The organism is Roseiflexus sp. (assembly GCF_057785375.1).
The window spans coordinates 1-17,770 of sequence record NZ_JBYNRX010000033.1 but is presented as its reverse complement, the minus strand read 5'-3'; the positions used below and the strand labels follow the sequence as shown (position 1 = coordinate 17,770).

The window sequence follows — 17,770 nt, the reverse complement described above, 5'->3', positions numbered from 1 at the left end:
CGGTCGCGGTGGCGGCGGGGGTCGGCGTGCGCGTGGCGCTCGGCGTCGCGCTGGCGGTGGGGGTGGGGGTCGGGGTCGGGGTGCGGGTCGCGGTAGGGGTCGGCACGCCGCCGGGGGGCGCGCCGCGCTCGAGCGTGACCTCGTCGAGCGTGGCGTGGATCGCCACGCCGGTCGTCGCGCCCAGTCGGAAGCGCGTGGCGGCTGCGGTGATCGTCTCGCTCTGGCTCACGGCGAACGGTGCACCGAAGGGCGCGTCCCCCTTCGCCAGGAACGCCGCCAGCACCCCGTCGGCGCCCGTCCCGCGCTTCTGGTACAGCCCGACCCGGTAGCGCGTTCCGATCTGCAGCGGCGCGCTGGCGCTCCCGATCGGGGTGGTGTAGTTCCGCAAGCGCAGCTGTCCGCTACCGGTCAGTTCCAGGTTGCCGGCGTTCCCCGCGCTGCTACTGATCACCGCCGCGCGCGTCGTGCTGGCGGGATAGGCGTGCAGGACGATCTGGAAGGTGATGAAGAGCTCGTCGGTGGCGGCGATGTCCTCGAGCAGATAGCTCTCCTTGGCGTTCGGCACGCGCGCTGAGAAGCGGCCGCTGAGCGGTGCGCTCGTCTCGAGCGCCATTCCCGGCGCGCTGTCCGCCCCGCTGGTGGCATGGGTCAGGCTGCCATCCTCAAAGGTCATGCGCTTGAGCAGCGTCCCGCTCTGCACCCGCGGCGCCTCCGGCAGCGGCGCGCTGGCGACATCCGCGTCCGGCCCGCCTGGCGCCGCTGCGGCGCCGCTGAACGGATCGCTGACAGCGTGCGGCGCGGCGGCAGCGCCAGCGCCGCTGAACGGCGCACCGGCGCCGCCCTGCGCCTCGGCGGCCGCCAATGCAACCGGACCGGCGCGCCCGCCGCTGCTCAGACCGGTTCCATGCCAGCCGCCGCCAGGTGCGCCACCCCACCCCGGCAGCGCCGCGCCGCTGATGCTTCCATACGTCGCGCTCGTCAGCCGGTCGCGGTGGTCGTACGCGAAGAGCTGCACCTGCCGTTGCCCCGCCACGTGGTTCTCGATCCGCCAGATGTTCCCGACCGCGTCGTAGTCGTAGCTGCGGTCGATGACCCCAGGAACCGTCAGGCGCGTCAGCTGCGCCAGCAGCGTCTCGTACTGCCAGGTCGTCGTGCGCCCGTTCCCCAGCGTGCGGCTCAGCGGTTGGTCGAGCGCGGTGTACGTTGCAGCGCTCACCAGCGTCCCGGCGACGTTCGACGTCAGCGTGACCGGGCGCCCAGGCGGGTCATAGGCGTAGGTCACGACCTCGCCATCGGGATAGGTGAGCGTGCGCAGCCGGTCGGCGCTGTCATAGCTCCAGGCGAAACTGACTGTCCCACCTGGCGTCGCCGCGCCCATGCCGGTCACCCGCCCGCGCCCGTCATAATCCCAGTCGCGCCAGTCGATGCACCCGCTGCCATTGTGGACGCAGGTCGCGGTCAGGCGCCCGATGCCGTTCGTGGCGAACCCGTCGTCATACCCGAAGTGCCGCGACGGGTCCCCTGTACTCACCCGCAGCGCGCGCAGCCGGTCGAGGACGTCGTACTCGTAGTCGGTGCGCACGCCGCGCGCGTCCCAGTGCGCCGTCAACACCTGCGCGTCGTAGACGTAGGACCAGGTTCCGGCGTCCGGGTCGCTCCGCTGCGTCACCCGCCCAAGCGCGTCGTAGGCAATGGTCGTCACATTCCCGGCAGCGTCGGTCACGCCGCTCAGCCGGTCGAGCCGGTCGTACTGGTAGGTCGTCGTGGCTTCCAGGACGTGCGGGTTGGTCGCGCTGCCGTCGCCGCGCCATTCGTGGGCATACCGCACCCGCCCGAGCAGGTCGGTCTCTATGCCGCGCACATGCCCGCGCGCGTCGAAGACCGCAGCCACCACGCCGACGCCTCCCAGCCAGTAGCGCGTCCGGGTGCTGGTCCCGTCCGGCGCCACGACGTCGAACACCCGCCCGAGCGCATCGTAGGTGGTTGTCGTCGGGCGATAGAGGCTGGCGCCGGGCGGGGTGTACTGCCAGAAGGCGGCGCCGCTCTCGTTGACCAGGCGCGGCTGTGATTCGGCGCTCACCCGCCCGAGCCCGTCGTAGCGCGTGTCAACCACCAGGTTCTGCGCGCTCCACCCCTGGCTTTCGCGCTTGACCTGGATGCGGCGCCCGAGCCCGTCGTAGAACTGCTGCGTCTCGAAGAGCGTGTCGCCCGACGCGCTCGTCCCGCGCTGCTGAACGAGGATGCGGAACGGTCGCTCCGTATCGTAGTAGTACACTATCTGGGTCGGCGCATCGCGCGTGTCGCCTGGGCGCACCAGGCGCACCAACCGCCCAAAGGGGTCATACGTCGCGCAACTGATCTCCAGGGCGCTGTTCGCTGTGGAGCAATCGAAACTGTCAAAGGTCGCCTGGGCGACGTTCGGACCGCCGACTTTGATCAGCGTCCCGGCGCGATGGTCATAGGCGGCGCGCTCGACATGCCCGGCGGGATTGGTCACGCGCACGGGCCAGACGCGCATCACCGGATCATACTCCGTGGTCGTTGTGCGCGGCGCGCTGCCGTTCCCTGGTGCGCTGTACTGGATGGCGCTGCCGGTCCAGGTGCGTGACCCCAGCCCGCGGTAGGTTGTGACCATCGTGCGGTTGCCGAAGGCGTCGTAGGCGAAGAGCGTGTCGCGGCTATGGCGCACCGTGCCGGGACCGCCGGGCGTATTGGCATCGACATAGTCGCGCTCGACGGTGCGCAGCCCGCGCGTCCCGATCGCGCCATAGGTCTGGTTGAACCCGTCGTAGCCGTACTCGCTCAGCCCGAGCAGCATATTCGCATCACTGCCAAACTGTACGCGCTGCAGCACGCGATCAACCATAAAGTACGATGGCGTATCGACGATCGCATAGTCGAAACGGGTGATGCGCAGCGGCGCGACGGCGGTCGCCGGGACGTCGCAGTTGTCAAGCCCGCTGCTGACATCGACCGCCTGGTCATATTCCAGGATGTGGGTCGCCTGGCCGTACTGCCGGCCGCCATTGACGCCGTAGGCGCCGTTGGTCAGCCAGAACTGCGACCCGCCCTGGAACCAGGGCTGGTAACAATAGGCGGTCGTGCGGCTGCGCGGCGTCGCCTGCCCTTCGTACTGCTGCACCTGCTCGCTGCGCGGGAGCACGAAGGCGCGCCACAATCCGCTGCTCGTCAGCGGTCCGTAACTCTGGAACAGCACCAGGTTGGTGCGCAGCGTCGTCTGGAGGAGCGGGTTGCCGCCGGGTCCGCGGATCTCGGTCTTCCACTCGCGCCCTTTCTGGAGTTCAGCGTCACGCAGCTCCCAGAAACAGGGCTGATGAAGAATATTGGGTCCGCTGTACGGATCGCCCCACTCATAGCGCGGGTAGCCGCAGGCGGTATACCCTTGGTGGAAATAGCGTGTGGTCTGTGTGCCGCTGGGATCGGTGACACGCACCCAGGCGTGCCCGCGAAACTCCTTCATCGGCGCGTGCGCCATCAGGCTGGCGTTGAGAGTGCGGTCATGGGGGTGATTACTGACGAACGTGGTATAGAACAGGACGGCGGAGTTGGGGTTATCGTGCGCCGCATCGTCGATCGAGAACAACCCGCCATCGCGTCCCAGGCGTCGTCCCAGTTCATTGACGCTGGGCGAACCATAGGCGTAGCTCCACTGCGCATCCGGCCCGTGCCCGTCGTTCACCGTCGCGCTCGTCACCCGGTGGCGGTTGAGGAACCAGCTGTTATTGCCCAGGTCGCGCCCGATGTGGCTATAGGCGAAGCGCACGCTGCCGCCATAGCCGTTGCGCACCTCCGTCAGGCGGTTCCAGCCGCCGGACGGGAAATAGTCGGCGCCGCGCGTCGTGTGATAGAACGCCTCAGTCGGGGGCAGGTAGTGCGCCACGCCGTCGGGATCGACGCCGAATGGCGCGATCCAGCGCAGGGTCAGTTTCGGACCGCACCCGCCGGTGCACCACGGATTGTCGGAACGCAGGGTGTAGTCATACCCCAGATCCCAACCGCGCACCCGTTCCCATGTCGCGGCAGGGCGACTCCAGAGGAGCACGGTCTGGAGCATGCGCGTTTCGCGCGGCTGCCCCGCTTCGCCCCAGTAGATGCCGCTGGCGGGCGTCTCGAAGGCGGTATCATTGGCGCGCGGGGCGCTAAAGAACTGCAGGCGATAGCGCGCCGGCAACCCTCGCCCGGAGTTGGCGCCCCATTCGATGGCGGTCAGCCAGGCATCCTGGTCGACCGTGCCGCGCATCCAGCGATGGCTCGGACAGTTCACCGTCCCGCCGGTGAAGGTCTGGCGTGCGTACTCATAGGTCATTGTATTGCCGTGCGGGTCGACCACCCGGCTGAGGAGCCACTTGTAGGGGCGGAAGTCGAGCGTGAGATACTGGCAGTTCTCCCAGCCCCACCACAGGTCCTCCTCGAACTCATAGCGCACGCCGTCGGCGCTCCAGACGGTCCAGCGGTAGCGCGGCTGCCAGACGCCATTGACCACCCCGCCGCGTCCGGGGTTGCCATCCCACGCCGTGCCGATCCAATCCGCCTGGATGCGCAGCGCGGCGTCGCTGGTCGGACGCCAGACCCAATGGCTGGGATTGCCCGGGTCCGGGTTGGCGACGCGCGGTTCGGAGCGCACCAGGTCGTAGGCGCGCCCGTTGAGGGTCAGCGCGTAGTAGTCGACCCAACTGGCGGTGGCGGGGTTGATGACGACGCGGTTGAGCGCAATGGCGCCGCCGGGATCGAGGGTCCACCCTTTGCCGACCCAACCCGCCTGCTGTTTTTCGCGCATGCCGCTGGCGCCGTCGGCGGCGGCGCTGTCGTACTGCAGCGTGAGCGGCGGGCGCATGCCGCCGGCGCTGGCCGGAACGTCGAGCGGGTAGGCGTAGGTCGCCGAGCCGATGAAGGCGCTCACCTGCCACCCCTGGAGCGACGGCAGGTAGGCTTTGGAGGGCGAACTGCCGTCGCCCAGGGTGAAGGCGCTGAAATGGTCGAGCGTGGTGCGCGCGGTGCGGTTGGCGGCATCGATGACCGTCGGCAGCGCGCGCCAGGCGCCCGGGTGGACCCGCCCGACAGCGTCGGTCACGACGGCGGTGTCGTCGAACCACAGGATGGTCAGGTCATCAGGCGCGAGGCCCAGGACGCGCAGTTGCTCCGGCGTCCAGCGCACGGTCAGGGTGAGCGGCGCGGTGAACTGATGGACCTCCTTGCCCTGAGCGTCGACGGCATCGAGGGCGAAGGGCGGCAGACTGCGCGGCGGCAGCGGCGGCGGGGGCGCCTCGCCGGACTGGCGCTCTGCCAGCGCAGGGAAGGGGAGCGGCAGGCGACGGTGCTGCACGGTCAGCGGACGATGGATGCTGGCGGGGTCGAAATCGACGGTTACGGCGCTATCGGCGCTGCGCAGGGCGGCGCGCTGCCCGGGCGCGACGGCGTGGGACACGGGGGTGCGGTCGGCGGGGACGAGGATGGCGCCGCCGCTGGTGGTGACCGGCAACGGCAGGTCGCGCGCCTGCGCTTCCGGCAGGAGCAGGAGCGCTGCACCGGGGAGCATGCGCGTCACGCGCAGTTCGGTCGTGAGAACCACGCGGGTCTGGGGCGGCAGCGACGGCGTCGTCCAGGTCAGCACGGTCGCGGGCGCGCCACTGCCAGCGGGCGCCGCCGGTGGTAGGGGCAAGGCGGCGCCTTGCCCGGCGTCGGCATCCGGCGCGGGCGCGGCATCGGGCGGACCGGACGCATCCGGCGCGGGCGCGGCATCGGGCGGCGCTGGCGCCGGCGATCCCGCGGGCGCCGTGGACGACACGATGACCGACGGCGCCGGAACGATCGGCGCTGCCGGGTCCCAGGGGCGGAGCGCGGTCACGCCGTCGGGGAGCGGCAGCGTCAGGCGCAGATCATCAGCGGGAACCTCGGCGTCATTGGTGAGCGTCAGGGTGACGACGACCGTCGCGCTGGCCGGGATGACCGGCGGGTCGGCGGCGAGGGTCAGGGTCAGTGCAGGGAGCGGCGGATCGGTGGGCGGTGCAGGAATCGGCGCCGGGTCGGGCGGCGTCAGCGCGTCATACGCGGGGGGGGGGGGTAAACGGCGCAATCGGCGCACCAACGCCATCCGGCAGCGTCGATCGTAGGGGCAAGGCGCTGCCTTGCCCCGTCCCGCCGTGCCCCACGCCGCCGTGCACGGCGGCAGGCGGGAAGCCGTTGCCGAGCACGGCAACGAGAGCCAGCGTCAGCACCGGACGGAACAGGCGCAGACGGATCATAACCACACCTCTCGCGCGGTGACGGTCACTGTGCTGGTGCGTACACGACGCTGGCGCTGTCAGGATGCGCTGTCCCATACGCTGCGAGGACGCCGCGCTCAGGTGACCATCGCCTTTTCGCCTGAAGAGACAATGACACAAAGACAAGGCGATGATACGCCGGTGACACCGTGGTTGTCAAGACCGGGTATCGATGCATGTCTTGCGCAGATGCCGGGAATGCAATGTGCAACGTCATGGCGGGCGCATCGCTGGCGCGTCCCAGCCTGCGCATCTGCAACCTGCCCACGTGCAACGTTCACCGTGCAACGCCCGCCCGCAACCTGCCCACGTGCAACATGCAACGCCTCGCGTCTTGCGCCTACGGCTGCACCACCGCCACCTCGAAATGCATGCCGTCGAGCCGGGGGAAATGCCCGCCCCAGTAGAACCCGAAATGCCGGGCAATCGCAGCAAGTTCACGCACCGATCCGTGCTGCCCGACCAGCGCGGGGACAGCGTTCAGCCCGTTGAGGTTGGTCGCGGGGTCGTAGTTGATGTCGAACGCTGTACCGAATGCATGATTGCTCAGGCTGTTGGCGGTATCGTCCTTGCGCCCGCGAATGAAACGCGGGCTGTACGACCCATTCCAGATGATGACGCGATCGAGCAACCCTGCCTCTTCCCATGCCTTCCACAGCCGCAGCAACTGGTTGACCGCCAGGCGATGCCAGCGGATCGCGCCGTTGGCAGGCGCGCCGCGAATGGTACGCCCGATAAGCTGCGGTATCTGGACGGTCACGATATTCTCCTGCTCCCACGACCCCAGAATGCGGATGCCGTCCCGGTCGCGGCTCGGATCGGGCGTGAACTCATAGGCGCCGAAGAGCGCCTGGCGCTGCGCTGCTGTCACAAGCGGCTTGAAATCGGGCGGCGGGGGCCAGTTCGGGCTGCTGCGGTCGCCAGGTGGCATCGGGAAGCCGCCAACCGGCATCGTCACCGTGCGGGTCACGGCAGGTTCGACGACCGGCGGCGGCGTGGATGGCTTTGGTTGCCACTGTTCGACCTGCGGCGGCCGCGCCAGTTGGCTCTGGCGTTTGATCGGTCCATTGCCGATACGGTAGAGCGTATCGAGCGCGAAGACCTGGATGGCAAGCATCGTTCCCTGGAACGTCTTCTGGCAGACATCGGTCAACGGCGCGCCGATGCGAGCGCCAACCGCCGCCTGACAGAAGGGAGATGACGGGTCATACGGTACGCCGCTCGCTTTGTAGGTTTCAGCCCAGAGATGCTGGTGCAGCGGGCCGGCCGGCGTTTCGCTCAACCGGCGCACATCGTTCCAGTTGGTCTTCGTTTCGGGGTTGGCGACGGGGGTGTACAGCGTATCGCCGCAGAAGACCTGCATCGAATACTGTTGCCCTTCGACCGTGATGCGGTAACTGCCGCTCAGCGGCGGACCCAGTTGCTGTTCCGCCGCCAGGCGATGGAAGGCCCATCCCGGATTGAACTGCGTGTTACCGTTCTTCGATTTGCTCACAGCGATACCTGCTGTGAATCCTGATTTCAGCAGTTCGAAGGCAAGCGTTCCGGGCGCCGGAAAGTTGCCGGCGATCAGGGCGCTGAGGGATTGCACCTCAGCCCATTTTTCTCCTTCGTTGAACACTGTGTCGCGCGCAAAATGCTGGTAGTTGTACTGGCGTCCGTTGACCGTCAGCCAGGCGGATCGCGGTGAACTTGGAGCGATTGGCGCGCCAAAGCCATGCTTTGCGGCATGCAGGTGAAACGCAGCGCCGGCATTGAAACCGCCAGCCTGCCCTGCGGCTTCGTTCTGCAGGAACAGCCAGAGTGCTCGCTGTTGATCTGGCGTATCATCGAGCGCCAGCAACCCGAGCAGCGCCGATGGCGGCGCTTCCGGCATCGGCGGCAACCTGAAGGGGGTAAGCGTTCCATAGGCGGCGCCGGCCCGCGGCGGCGACCAGGAGAGCAGCGCGGCTTCAGCCAGTAGATCGTAACAACGCTGAATATCCAGCGTCAGGGTGCGCAGCGCAATCACCTGCTCTGGCGGGCGCTCTGCGCGCGGCGCGCCCTCGATGGCGATGCCGATGCTGATCCGATCGATGTTGCGTATGCGCTCCATTTTTGCCAGACCGCTGTGGCGCGCCGCGCGCGCTTCGTCAACCAGTTGCGTGATCGTTCCATCGGCAGCGACGTGGTAGTGAGGTGCGCGGGTATTGGCGCGCGCCGTATACCGCGCGATCGCCTGTTCGGCAGGAAGCGGCGTATTGTGGAAGACGATCATCGTCACTGCGGCGCCGCGCCGCGACTCACTGGCGGAAGATGGCGCCATGCGCTGCTGAATGACCGGTTGTTCGCTCATTGGGGTGCCCGTCGCTCTACCTGTGCTCGCATCATCGGTCAATTGTACCATGGCATTCCACCGGTAATCTTCGTGTGGAGACGGCGCAATGCAACGGCTCTACGGCGCAATGCAACGGCTCTACCTGTCACCTTCCACCTTCACCCTTCAACCGACACCTTCCACCGCGCATTGACCCCGGCGCCCCATACATCGCTCCATTGCGGCGCTGCCGGGGGCTGCCAGAGATCGACGATGTCGTTCGCGGTCAGGAGTTGCCCAAATGTGGTTGGAATGAAAGTCACACGGCGCAGGCGCCGGCTGGGGATGACCATTGGCAGGCGCAGCAACGGACCCAGGGAGAAGCGGTAGTAGCGCAGAGCAGCGCGTGGATGCCGCGGCTCGTCGGGAATCAGTTCGTAGCGGTATGCCAGATCGACGGCGCGCACCGCCGCCAGGTAGCGCACTGCCCAGCGTTCGGCGTCGAATGCCGCCGTCTGGTAGAACGCCAGATACCCGGCAGCGAGCGGTACACGCGCCCGCCCAACCGGTATACGGTACCATCCTTCGCCGCGCACCCGTTCGAGATCCGCCGGGCGCGTCACCACGCACACCAGTACTGGCGCAGCAGCCGGGATGTCATCCAGCGACAAATCGTTTGAGCGATCATGAAGCATCTCAACCTACTCTCCGTTAAGAACAGGTCTCAGATTTTCCTGACAGACGTCCCGCTTCGCGTAACGTTCGGTCTCAGCCCTGCCTCCAATGGCATCTTCTCCAGCGCTCGGCCTCCATAGCGCACACGGATGCGCAAAGGCGCAGCGGAGCGCAGTCGCGCAGTCATGCATATTCAGGAACCATCGCGTTCCTGCCAGACTGCACTCGCGCAGATGTGACGGTTTGTGAGCACGTCATCCGGTATCGCCCGGTCGAGCCCGCGCAGGCGGGTTTCGCAGCAGGAGCCCGCGGCTTCAGCCGCCGGGCGGACGAGCGAATAGCGGAATAATTTTTCAAAAACCATCAGCCGCCGGGCGCCCAGACGGATAGCGGAATATGTATTCAAAGTCCACAACACCCGCGCTGAACGCACGAAGCCCCCCTGACGCGGGAATGGGTCGGGGCAGGCATTCACTCCTCACTGCCCACTGCCCACTCCCCGCTCCGCACTCCCTGCTCACCCTACCCGTGTTGCGCACTCCGGCGCGTAGCGGCGCAGATCGTCGCGCAACCGCCGCAGCGCCAGGTCGCCTGCCTTGGCTTCGAGCATGACATCGAACGGCGGCAGCCCGCGCGCCGCCGACAGAAATGCCGCGAACTCGAATGGGTTGATAAAGTCGCTGTGCTGCCCGGGGCGCGGCGCCAGCACCTGCGGCGCACCTCGCGCCATCGGCTTGAGGTGCGCCTCGGTGCGCGGCGTGCTGAAGTGCACTTCTGGACGCACGCCGCGCGCCCACGTCGCCAGCGCGAGACCCAACCCCTCGCTCAGACCGATGCGCTCCGGGTTGTGCAACTGAAAATGCAGCACATCGAATACGACCGGAACGCCGGTGAACTGGTGAAGACGCAGCGCGGCGAATAACCCGAAGCGATCGCCATCGTGCTCGACCGCCACACGCTGCTGCGCTGCCAGCGACAACCGCTCGAAACGCATGGCGAATCGTTCGATGGCAGCCGCGCCGTCGCGTCCCTCACCGCCGATGTGGAGCGTGATAACGCTCTCTCGACCGGCGCCGAGCGCATCGAGCAGCAGCGCCAGCGACTCGATGTGCGCCAGTGCACGTGCTGCAGCGCCATCGTCGGCAACGCCGGGCGCGATGCCTGGTGATGGGTGCAGACTGAGCCGGATTGCCGTAGTGCGCAGAAGGGAGCGAACATCATCGACGATGGCGGCAGAGTCGTCGATCTGATCCGCTGCAGACTTGCCAGCGCCTTCTGGCGCCAGAAGATCGTCGGGCAGCCGGAAGAAATGAATACCCTGCGCCTGCAGGTAACGCAGCGCCTCGATGATCCAGAGCAGACGCATGCTCAGGTGCACGCCTGCAACGGATTGATGCACGCCCGCCTGAAAGAGCCGGTCACATCCGAGGATTTTGCTGACACCCAGTACAATCATCGCCGCACCCTTACACGTTTCCGTCTATTATATCCGTTTTCGTGTGAATGTCAAGCGCCTTGACGCCAGATTGTCACGCTGGTATACTCCCCGTTACGATGAGGAATACGGGGTGCAACTATGGGTGAGACGCAGGGTCTGGTGCGGGTGCGGTTTGCGCCAAGTCCCACCGGTTATCTCCATATTGGCGGGGTGCGCACGGCGCTGTTCAACTGGCTGTTTGCACGCCACTACGGCGGGCAGTTCATTCTGCGCATCGAGGATACCGACGAAAAGCGCTATGTGCCCGGCTCCGCCGATGACCTGATGGCGTCGCTGCGCTGGGTGGGCATTGAGTGGGACGAAGGTCCTGATATTGGCGGTCCGTATGCGCCGTATGTGCAGTCGCAGCGCTACGAGGCGGGGATCTATCGCCCATTCATCGAGCAGTTGCTCGAGAGCGGGCATGCCTATCTGTCGTTCACGACCGAAGAGGAACTTGATCGCATGCGCGCGGAGGCGCTGGCGCGCGGCGTCAAAGCCTTCCGCTTCCGCGGTCCTGAGCGCGACTGGTCGCTCGACCGGCAACGCGAGATGGCGGCGACCGGTCGCCCCTATACGGTGCGCCTGAAAACGCCGACCGAGGGCGTGACGGTGTTTCGCGATCTGGTGCGTGGCGGTGAGCGTATCGAGTTCAATAATGAGGAACTGTACGATATTGTGCTGGTGAAGTCGAGCGGCATGCCGGTCTATCACCTGGCGCACCTGGTCGATGATCACCTGATGCGCATCACGCACGTGCTGCGCAGTGATGAGTGGGTGGCGAGTACGCCGTACCACGTGCTGCTCTACCAGGCATTTGGCTGGGACCCGCCGGCCTTCGCGCACCTGCCGCCGATCCTGCGCCAGGATGGGCGCGGCAAACTCTCGAAGCGCACCGATGATGTGGCAGCCAATCGCTTCTGGGAGCGCGGCTACCTTCCCGATGCCATGTTCAACTACCTGGCGCTCCAGGGGTGGAGTTATGACGGATATACCGAGATCATGTCGCGTGAGGAGTTGATCGAACGCTTCACCCTCGAGCGGGTGCAACCGTCGCCGGCGCGCTGGAACCCCGAAAAACTGCTCGATATGAATGGCATTTACATCCGCCGCCTGACGACGGAGCAGCTTGCCGATGCGATTGTGCCATTTCTGGCGCGCGCTGGTCTGATCGGCGATCCGCCGACTGCTGAGGAGCGCGCGTATCTGTTGCAGTTGACGCCGCTGATCCACGAGCGCCTGAAAGAACTGGGAGAGGCGCCGGAGTTGCTGGAGTTCTTCTTCCGCGAGGTGACGTACAGCGACCCGCTGGCGCTTATCCAGAAGAAGATGGATGCGCCAACAACGGTAGTCGCGCTCCAGGCGGCGCACACCCGGCTGGCGGCGCTCGAGCCGTGGGTGCATGATCGCCTCGAAACGGAGTTGCGCGCGCTGTGCGAGAAGTTGGGGTTGAAGCCGGGACAGTTGTTCGGCGCCATTCGCGTCGCGGTAACAGGGCGAACGGTTGCGCCGCCGCTCTTCGATACGCTGGTGGCGCTTGGCAAGCCGCGAACGCTGCATCGCCTGGTTGCTGCGGCAGCGATATTGGCGGCGCACGCCGAGACGAATGTTCAGTCGTGAAAGTGCGTCTGAAAGTCGGTGCGCTGTTCGTTCAGCGCCTGTTCGAGTTGCGCCCGGTTGATGAGCCCCATCTCGTAGGCGATCTGTCCGAATGGCAGCGTCACGCCGCTCGACTGCATGTCCTGCTGGCGTCTGGCAACGCGCGCAACCTGTTCGGGCGTGAGAATGCCGCGCCGGATGAAATACTCGCCCAACCGTGGGACGCTCTGCGTCTGTGTTCCGGCGCGGCGCCAAGCGCGCGCTCTTCCAGCGCCTCGTATGAGATCCGGTACGTTGTGCCGCCGAGCGTCAACTGGTCGCCAGGGTTGAGGCGGCTTTGCCCGCTCACCGGTGTGCCGTTGAGCGATATTCCGCCTGGCGCCAGCGGAACGATAAACCAGCGATCGAAGATCTGGCGCACCTCGGCATGACGCGCGCTCAAGTGGCGATCATTGAGCGACACGTCGCATTGCGGCCCGCTGCCGATGGTGCTGACACGCTCGCTGACCGTGTAGCGCCTGCCGATCTGAGCGCCGGTGATGGCAGTAAGGACGAGCGCTTTGACCATCGTTTTCTCCTTGCGATCACTGAACCGGGCGCAGCAAAAGAGGCGCCGGCGGATGTCTGTATGCTGTGCGCTGTCAATGACCGTCGTGGCTGAATCGCGAGGTGAAGATGGCGGTGCATCGGTGATGCGCCCATAATATGCAGATATATCACGCTCGTTAAGCGTTGTCAAGAAGCGTTGGTTAACGATCTTTTCATTTGTCGCAATAGTGCTATACTTGAAAGGGCGAGATCGCTATGCAGGTTCGATGCAGGCGCTCTTCGGGCGTTTCGATACGAACTTACAGGTGACAGGTATGACAGCAGGCGAGCCGCTTCAATGCGTGCGCATTTACCTGAATGAGCGTGACAGCGCCGAAGGTCAACCGCTCTACCTGACTGTTCTCGACCGGTTGCGGCGTGAGGGCGCATCAGGCGCCACAGCATTGCGTGGCATTGCCGGTTTTGGCGCCGGTCATCGTCTGCGCACCGCCGGAATCGCTGATTTCAGTCAGCAGACGCCGATCATCATCGAGTGGCTGGATCGCGCCGAGCGCGTGGCGCGCGTGCTGCCCGCCCTCGATGAACTGCTTGGCGAGGCGCTGATCACGATCGAGGACATCAGAGCGTATCGTGCGGCGCTGCGTTCGAGCGGTCCGTTCGGTAGTCGTTCGGTCGCTGATGTTGCGCGCGGTGACATCACGACTGTTGCGCCGGACATGTCGCTGGCTGCCGCCTTCGACCGGCTCGCGCGCTCGCGTCAGCCATTGCTGGCGGTTGTTGACAACCAGCGACTGGCCGGCGTCATTGCGCCGGAAGATGCGGATCGTTTCGGCGTGATGCCGCTCGAGGCGCTGGCGGAGCTCGATGATGCCGAGCGTTCTGCGGCGCTGGCGCGCCTTGCAGCGCGCCCCGTGCGTGACGCCATGCGCGAGCCGCGCACGATCTATATCGAATCCCCGCTTGCCCACACTGTCAATCTGCTTGTCGAATGGGGGCTTGATGCGCTTCCGGTGACCGACAACGAAGGACGCCTGGCAGGGGTCTTCGGGATCGAACAGGCGCTGCATGCAGCGCTCGATGGGGACCGCTCCTCGCTCCATGTGCGACACGCCGAGCCGCCGCCGCCGGTCAGCCTGATTATGCAAATGCTGGTCCCCACAGCCTCCGCCAGCGCCGATGCCGCCGCCGTCCTGCTTCAGTTGATCCAGTCCGCAACGCGGACGGTGGTGTTGGTGAACGGCTTCTACCCGACCGGCGCGATTTCTGTTCCCGAAGCCACGCGGCGTGTGCGTGAACCGTTGCGTTCGGCCTGGATCGCAGCGCTTTTGGGTGATCGGTCGCCGCTCGCCGCGCTTGCCGCTGCGTCGGCAAGCGGAATGAACGCTGAGGATTTGTCTGCCGCGCCAGCGGTGATCTCTTCGCATGCCAGCGAGTACGATGCCATTCGCGCATTGCTCGAGGGAGAGAAGCAGCACCTGGTGGTGGTCGATAGCGAAGGGCGGCTGGCGGGCATGGTCACACGGCGCGGTCTGTTGCGCGCCCTGGCGCAGGAGGGGTAAAGGCTCCCGGTTCTCAGTTCTCAGTTCTCGGTTCTCAGTTCTCGGTTCTCGGTTCTCAGTTCTCGGTTCTCAGTTCTCGGTTCTCAGTTCTCTCGTCACGCCCGCCGGTTGAGCACAAACTCTCCAATTTCAACCAGAGCGCGGCGTGATGGTGTTGCGGCAAACAGCGCCAGTTGCTCGTTCGCCTGTTCGATCAACCGGCGCGCTTCGTCCATGGCGCGGTCGGCGCCGCCGCTGGCGATGACCGCCGCCACGATTTGCGGCACACGCGCCGGTTCCGGGCGTTGCCCGTTCGCAATGGCGCGCAGCAGCGGGTGGCGACTCTGTGCCACGGCGTACATCAGCGGCAGCGTCAGCGTCCCCTCGCGCAGGTCGTTGCCGGCGGGCTTGCCGAGCGCTGTCTCGTCGCCGGTGTAATCGAGCACATCATCAACGATCTGGAATGCCAGCCCCAGGTCGTAGCCAAAGCGACCCAGCGCCTCGATCTGCGCATCGTCGCCGCCGGCCACGGCAATCCCCGCCTTGCACGCCGCCTCGAACAGCACGGCGGTCTTGCAGCCGATCTTGCGGTAGTACTGTTCTACAGCAATCGCCAGCGGCTCAATCTGCGTCACCGGGTTCAGTTCCCCTTCGACCATGGTTTGCGCCGCCGACGTGTAAAATGCAATGATGCGCGGATCAGGCTCGGCAGCCAGTTCGTTCGCCGCCAGCGCAAAGAGATAATCGCCCAGCAGCAACGCCACGTCGGCGTTCCAGCGTGTGTGGACCGTGACACGCCCGCGCCGATGCCCCGCATGATCGACCAGATCATCGTGGATCAGCGATGCGGCATGTAACAGTTCAATTGCAATCGCCGGATGCAGCGCGCGGCCCGGATCATAGACCCCCAGCCGTGCGCAGAGCAGCACAAGCGCAGCGCGCAATCGCTTGCCGCCGGCGGCGACGGTGTAGGCGCCAGCAGCCGCCAGCAAGGGGGAGCGTGAGGCGGTGCGCGCCAGCATCTGGCGCTCAACACCCGCCATGTCGTTAAGCAGATCGGCGCGGCGAAGGATGTCTTCCAACCCGGTCGGCATCGTGCGCGTCGTCGCAGTCGGCTCGTTCAGCCGCTGCTCAGGCACGCCGAGGTGCAAAGGGGAATGTGCCATTACGCGCACCTTTCTATGCGGCACTTGCGATTGTGAAATACGGAACAATTATAGCGCCTGGGATATGGATATGTCAATCTCAACATCGCACAGTTTTTGTCTGTTATTGCACACCTTTTGCATAGTATTATACCATGTTCGACGTTCCTGCGGCGTACCGCCGTGCGCGTGGGCGCGCCAGCGGCGCGCCCCTACCTTCCACCTTCCCGGGCATCGGGCGGCATCGCCGGGTGTGTCGGCGCGCCCCTACCTTCCTTCCCCCATACAACCTGTGGCGCGCCAGCGGCGCGTGGGCGCGCCAGCGGCGCGCCCCTACCTTCCACCTTCCCACCTTCAACCTTCAACCCCTACAGCGCCTTCTGGTTTTCGCGCGCGACTTCGAGCCGACCGAGATGGCACGCCTCACTGAGACTCACGAGGTAGGGCAGGTCGTCGCCGTACTCGATGACGCTGATACTGGCGTTCGTCACCCAGATGCGGTTGATCCGGTCCATGTTCATTCCGAGCGCATCGGCGACCAGGATTTTGACCACGACATCATGGGTTGAGACCAGCACGGTGCGATCATTATACTCACGGAGTAACCATTCCTTGAAATCAAGCACGCGTTTCAGCACGTTGCTGAAACTTTCCCCTCCCGGCATCTGTGCACGCGTTGGGTGCTGGCGCCATTCGCGCAACCCGTCGCTGTAGCGCTCGATGACTTCCTCTACCAGCAGACCCTGCCACTCGCCGTGATGAATCTCGAGCAGCGCTGGCGTGGTCTGCAATGGCGCGTGAGGATGGTGGCGCGCAACGGCTTCTGCGGTGCGCGCTGCGCGTTGCAGCGGACTGGTGAAGAGGGCGTCGAGCGGTTCGTGGCGCAGGCGTTCTGCGAGCGCTTCCGCCTGGCGCAGGCCAAGTTCGGAAAGCGGCGCGTCCATCTGTCCCTGGTAGCGACCTTCGCGATTCCACACGCTCTCGCCGTGGCGGATAATGATCAGGCGCATGGGATATCTCCTGTCAACTGCTCCGGCGCTGTTCTACCGTTCAGGGTAATCTTGCGCTATGATACAAACGTCAGGCATTATACCAGTTTCGCTCTTCGGCATTCTCGCTGCATATGAAACTCGAACGTCGACCATCGATTGAAACGACGGCGCAGACGTTGCTGGGACGATTGCGCGCAGCGCTCGATGACGCTGAAGGTGTTGCGGTCAGCGCCAGGGTGTCCGCCGACGATGCGATATCGTTTTTGCGCGCCTGCGATCTGATCGAGCAGTGCATCAACGAGGCAGGCTCAGACGCCGATATTCGCGCTGAGACGAACCGCGCCGATTTTGTGCGGGAACGCTTGCGGACGCATGCCGACGCGATCGTTCGCGCCATCCGACGCGCGGATCGCGCCGGCGAAGTCGCAGAGAGTCGCGCCTGGGCGTGTGCACTGGCGCTTGCGGCGGATCGGCGCGCTCGTCGTATCCGCCGGATGGCAATCACGGGGATCGGCGCTGCGGCGCTGATTGCGGCGCTGGCGTTGCTGCCGGTGATGGTTCCTGCGAAACCGGCGCCTGCTATTGGGTCGATCAGCCGCTTGCTTGCGAACGAGGGCGCTGCCGCAGCGCTCGATCTGGCACGCGCCGAGTATGAACGCTTCCCCGACGATCCCGAAGCGGCGCTCTGGCGTGGCGTTCTCGAACTGCGCGCCGGCGATCCGGCATCGGCGCAGGAACTGTTCGAGCAGGCGCGACAACAGTCCGCCAGTGAGATCGGTTTTCTGTTCGAGCGCGGCACGCTGTTGATCCAGGTCGGGTTGTTCGATGCTGCCGAGTCTGACGCCGCTGATCTCATTGCGCGCGCTGATGCGCAGGCGGAGGGATACCTGCTGCTCGGCAGCGTTCGTGAGGCGCGCGGCGATCGCGCCGGCGCCATTGCCGCCTTCCAGCAGGCGGCGGATCTCGCCGCTGCTGCCGATAAGCCGCACCTCGAGGTCATCGCCAAAACGCGCCTGGGCATGATCTTACAGTCGCTGCCGGTGGCGCCAACGCCCGATCAGTAGGCGTGACAACGCTGGGCGGGTAAAGGCGTTTGGGTGGACGAAGGCATGCGGGTAGGCGAAGGCATGCGGGTAGGCGAAGGCATGCGGGTAGGCGAAGGCATGCGGGTAGGCGAAGGCATGCGGGTAGGCGAAGGCATGCGGGTAGGCGAAG

Annotated in this window: 11 protein-coding genes and 1 pseudogene; 3 read left to right on the top strand and 9 right to left on the bottom strand. The window is 65.8% G+C overall.

Annotated elements, in window-relative coordinates; all coding sequences use genetic code 11:
• The 5 genes from AC3EA7_RS05580 to AC3EA7_RS05560 form a co-directional block, all read right to left on the bottom strand.
• Positions 1-6,094 (bottom strand): RHS repeat domain-containing protein (locus AC3EA7_RS05580; RefSeq protein ID WP_488613046.1); only part of this gene is annotated, 6,094 nt, incomplete at its 3' end.
• The gene (locus AC3EA7_RS05575) at positions 6,063-6,263 is read right to left on the bottom strand and encodes a hypothetical protein (RefSeq protein ID WP_488613045.1); all 201 of its coding nucleotides are present in this window, start codon (positions 6,261-6,263) and stop codon (positions 6,063-6,065) included. The genes AC3EA7_RS05575 and AC3EA7_RS05580, both read right to left, overlap by 32 nt.
• Before the next feature lie 361 nt (positions 6,264-6,624).
• Positions 6,625-8,619: an N-acetylmuramoyl-L-alanine amidase gene (locus AC3EA7_RS05570; protein WP_488613044.1), complete on the bottom strand. Its 1,995-nt coding sequence runs from the start codon at positions 8,617-8,619 to the stop codon at positions 6,625-6,627.
• A 140-nt stretch (positions 8,620-8,759) separates the two neighbouring features.
• Positions 8,760-9,275 carry a hypothetical protein gene (locus AC3EA7_RS05565; RefSeq protein ID WP_488613043.1) on the bottom strand — a complete coding sequence of 172 codons (516 nt, stop codon included), beginning with the start codon at positions 9,273-9,275 and terminating at the stop codon, positions 8,760-8,762.
• 497 nt (positions 9,276-9,772) lie between these two features.
• Positions 9,773-10,711 carry a UV damage endonuclease UvsE gene (locus AC3EA7_RS05560; RefSeq protein ID WP_488613042.1) on the bottom strand — a complete coding sequence of 313 codons (939 nt, stop codon included), beginning with the start codon at positions 10,709-10,711 and terminating at the stop codon, positions 9,773-9,775.
• Positions 10,712-10,831: 120 nt separating this feature from the next.
• Between AC3EA7_RS05560 and gltX the strand changes: the two genes are divergently transcribed.
• Positions 10,832-12,352 (top strand): glutamate--tRNA ligase, encoded by a 1,521-nt coding sequence (gene gltX / locus AC3EA7_RS05555; protein WP_488613041.1) that lies wholly within the window; start codon positions 10,832-10,834, stop codon positions 12,350-12,352.
• Between the two features lie 100 nt (positions 12,353-12,452).
• On the opposite strand, the gene AC3EA7_RS05550 is transcribed toward gltX, so the two are convergent.
• A complete protein-coding gene (locus AC3EA7_RS05550; RefSeq protein WP_488613040.1) occupies positions 12,453-12,899 on the bottom strand; it encodes an FHA domain-containing protein in 447 nt (148 codons plus the stop codon).
• Positions 12,900-13,194: 295 nt separating this feature from the next.
• Here AC3EA7_RS05550 and AC3EA7_RS05545 point away from each other — a divergent pair, with 295 nt between their 5' ends.
• Entirely contained in the window at positions 13,195-14,439 is a 1,245-nt protein-coding gene (locus tag AC3EA7_RS05545; protein ID WP_488613039.1) for a DUF190 domain-containing protein, read from the top strand.
• 308 nt (positions 14,440-14,747) lie between these two features.
• Here AC3EA7_RS05545 and AC3EA7_RS05540 read toward each other — a convergent pair.
• Positions 14,748-15,440: pseudogene (locus tag AC3EA7_RS05540) on the bottom strand (polyprenyl synthetase family protein); the annotation flags it as partial.
• Positions 15,441-15,931: 491 nt separating this feature from the next.
• The gene (locus tag AC3EA7_RS05535; RefSeq protein WP_488613038.1) at positions 15,932-16,573 is read right to left on the bottom strand and encodes a histidine phosphatase family protein; all 642 of its coding nucleotides are present in this window, start codon (positions 16,571-16,573) and stop codon (positions 15,932-15,934) included.
• A gap of 113 nt (positions 16,574-16,686) precedes the next feature.
• Here AC3EA7_RS05535 and AC3EA7_RS05530 point away from each other — a divergent pair, with 113 nt between their 5' ends.
• On the top strand, positions 16,687-17,619 hold the full coding sequence (locus AC3EA7_RS05530; RefSeq protein ID WP_488613037.1) for a tetratricopeptide repeat protein: 933 nt from the start codon (positions 16,687-16,689) through the stop codon (positions 17,617-17,619).
• On the opposite strand, the gene AC3EA7_RS05525 is transcribed toward AC3EA7_RS05530, so the two are convergent.
• On the bottom strand, positions 17,581-17,770 hold a 190-nt coding region (locus AC3EA7_RS05525; RefSeq protein WP_488613036.1), incomplete at its 5' end, for a hypothetical protein. The two genes, AC3EA7_RS05530 and AC3EA7_RS05525, sit on opposite strands and share 39 nt — an antisense overlap.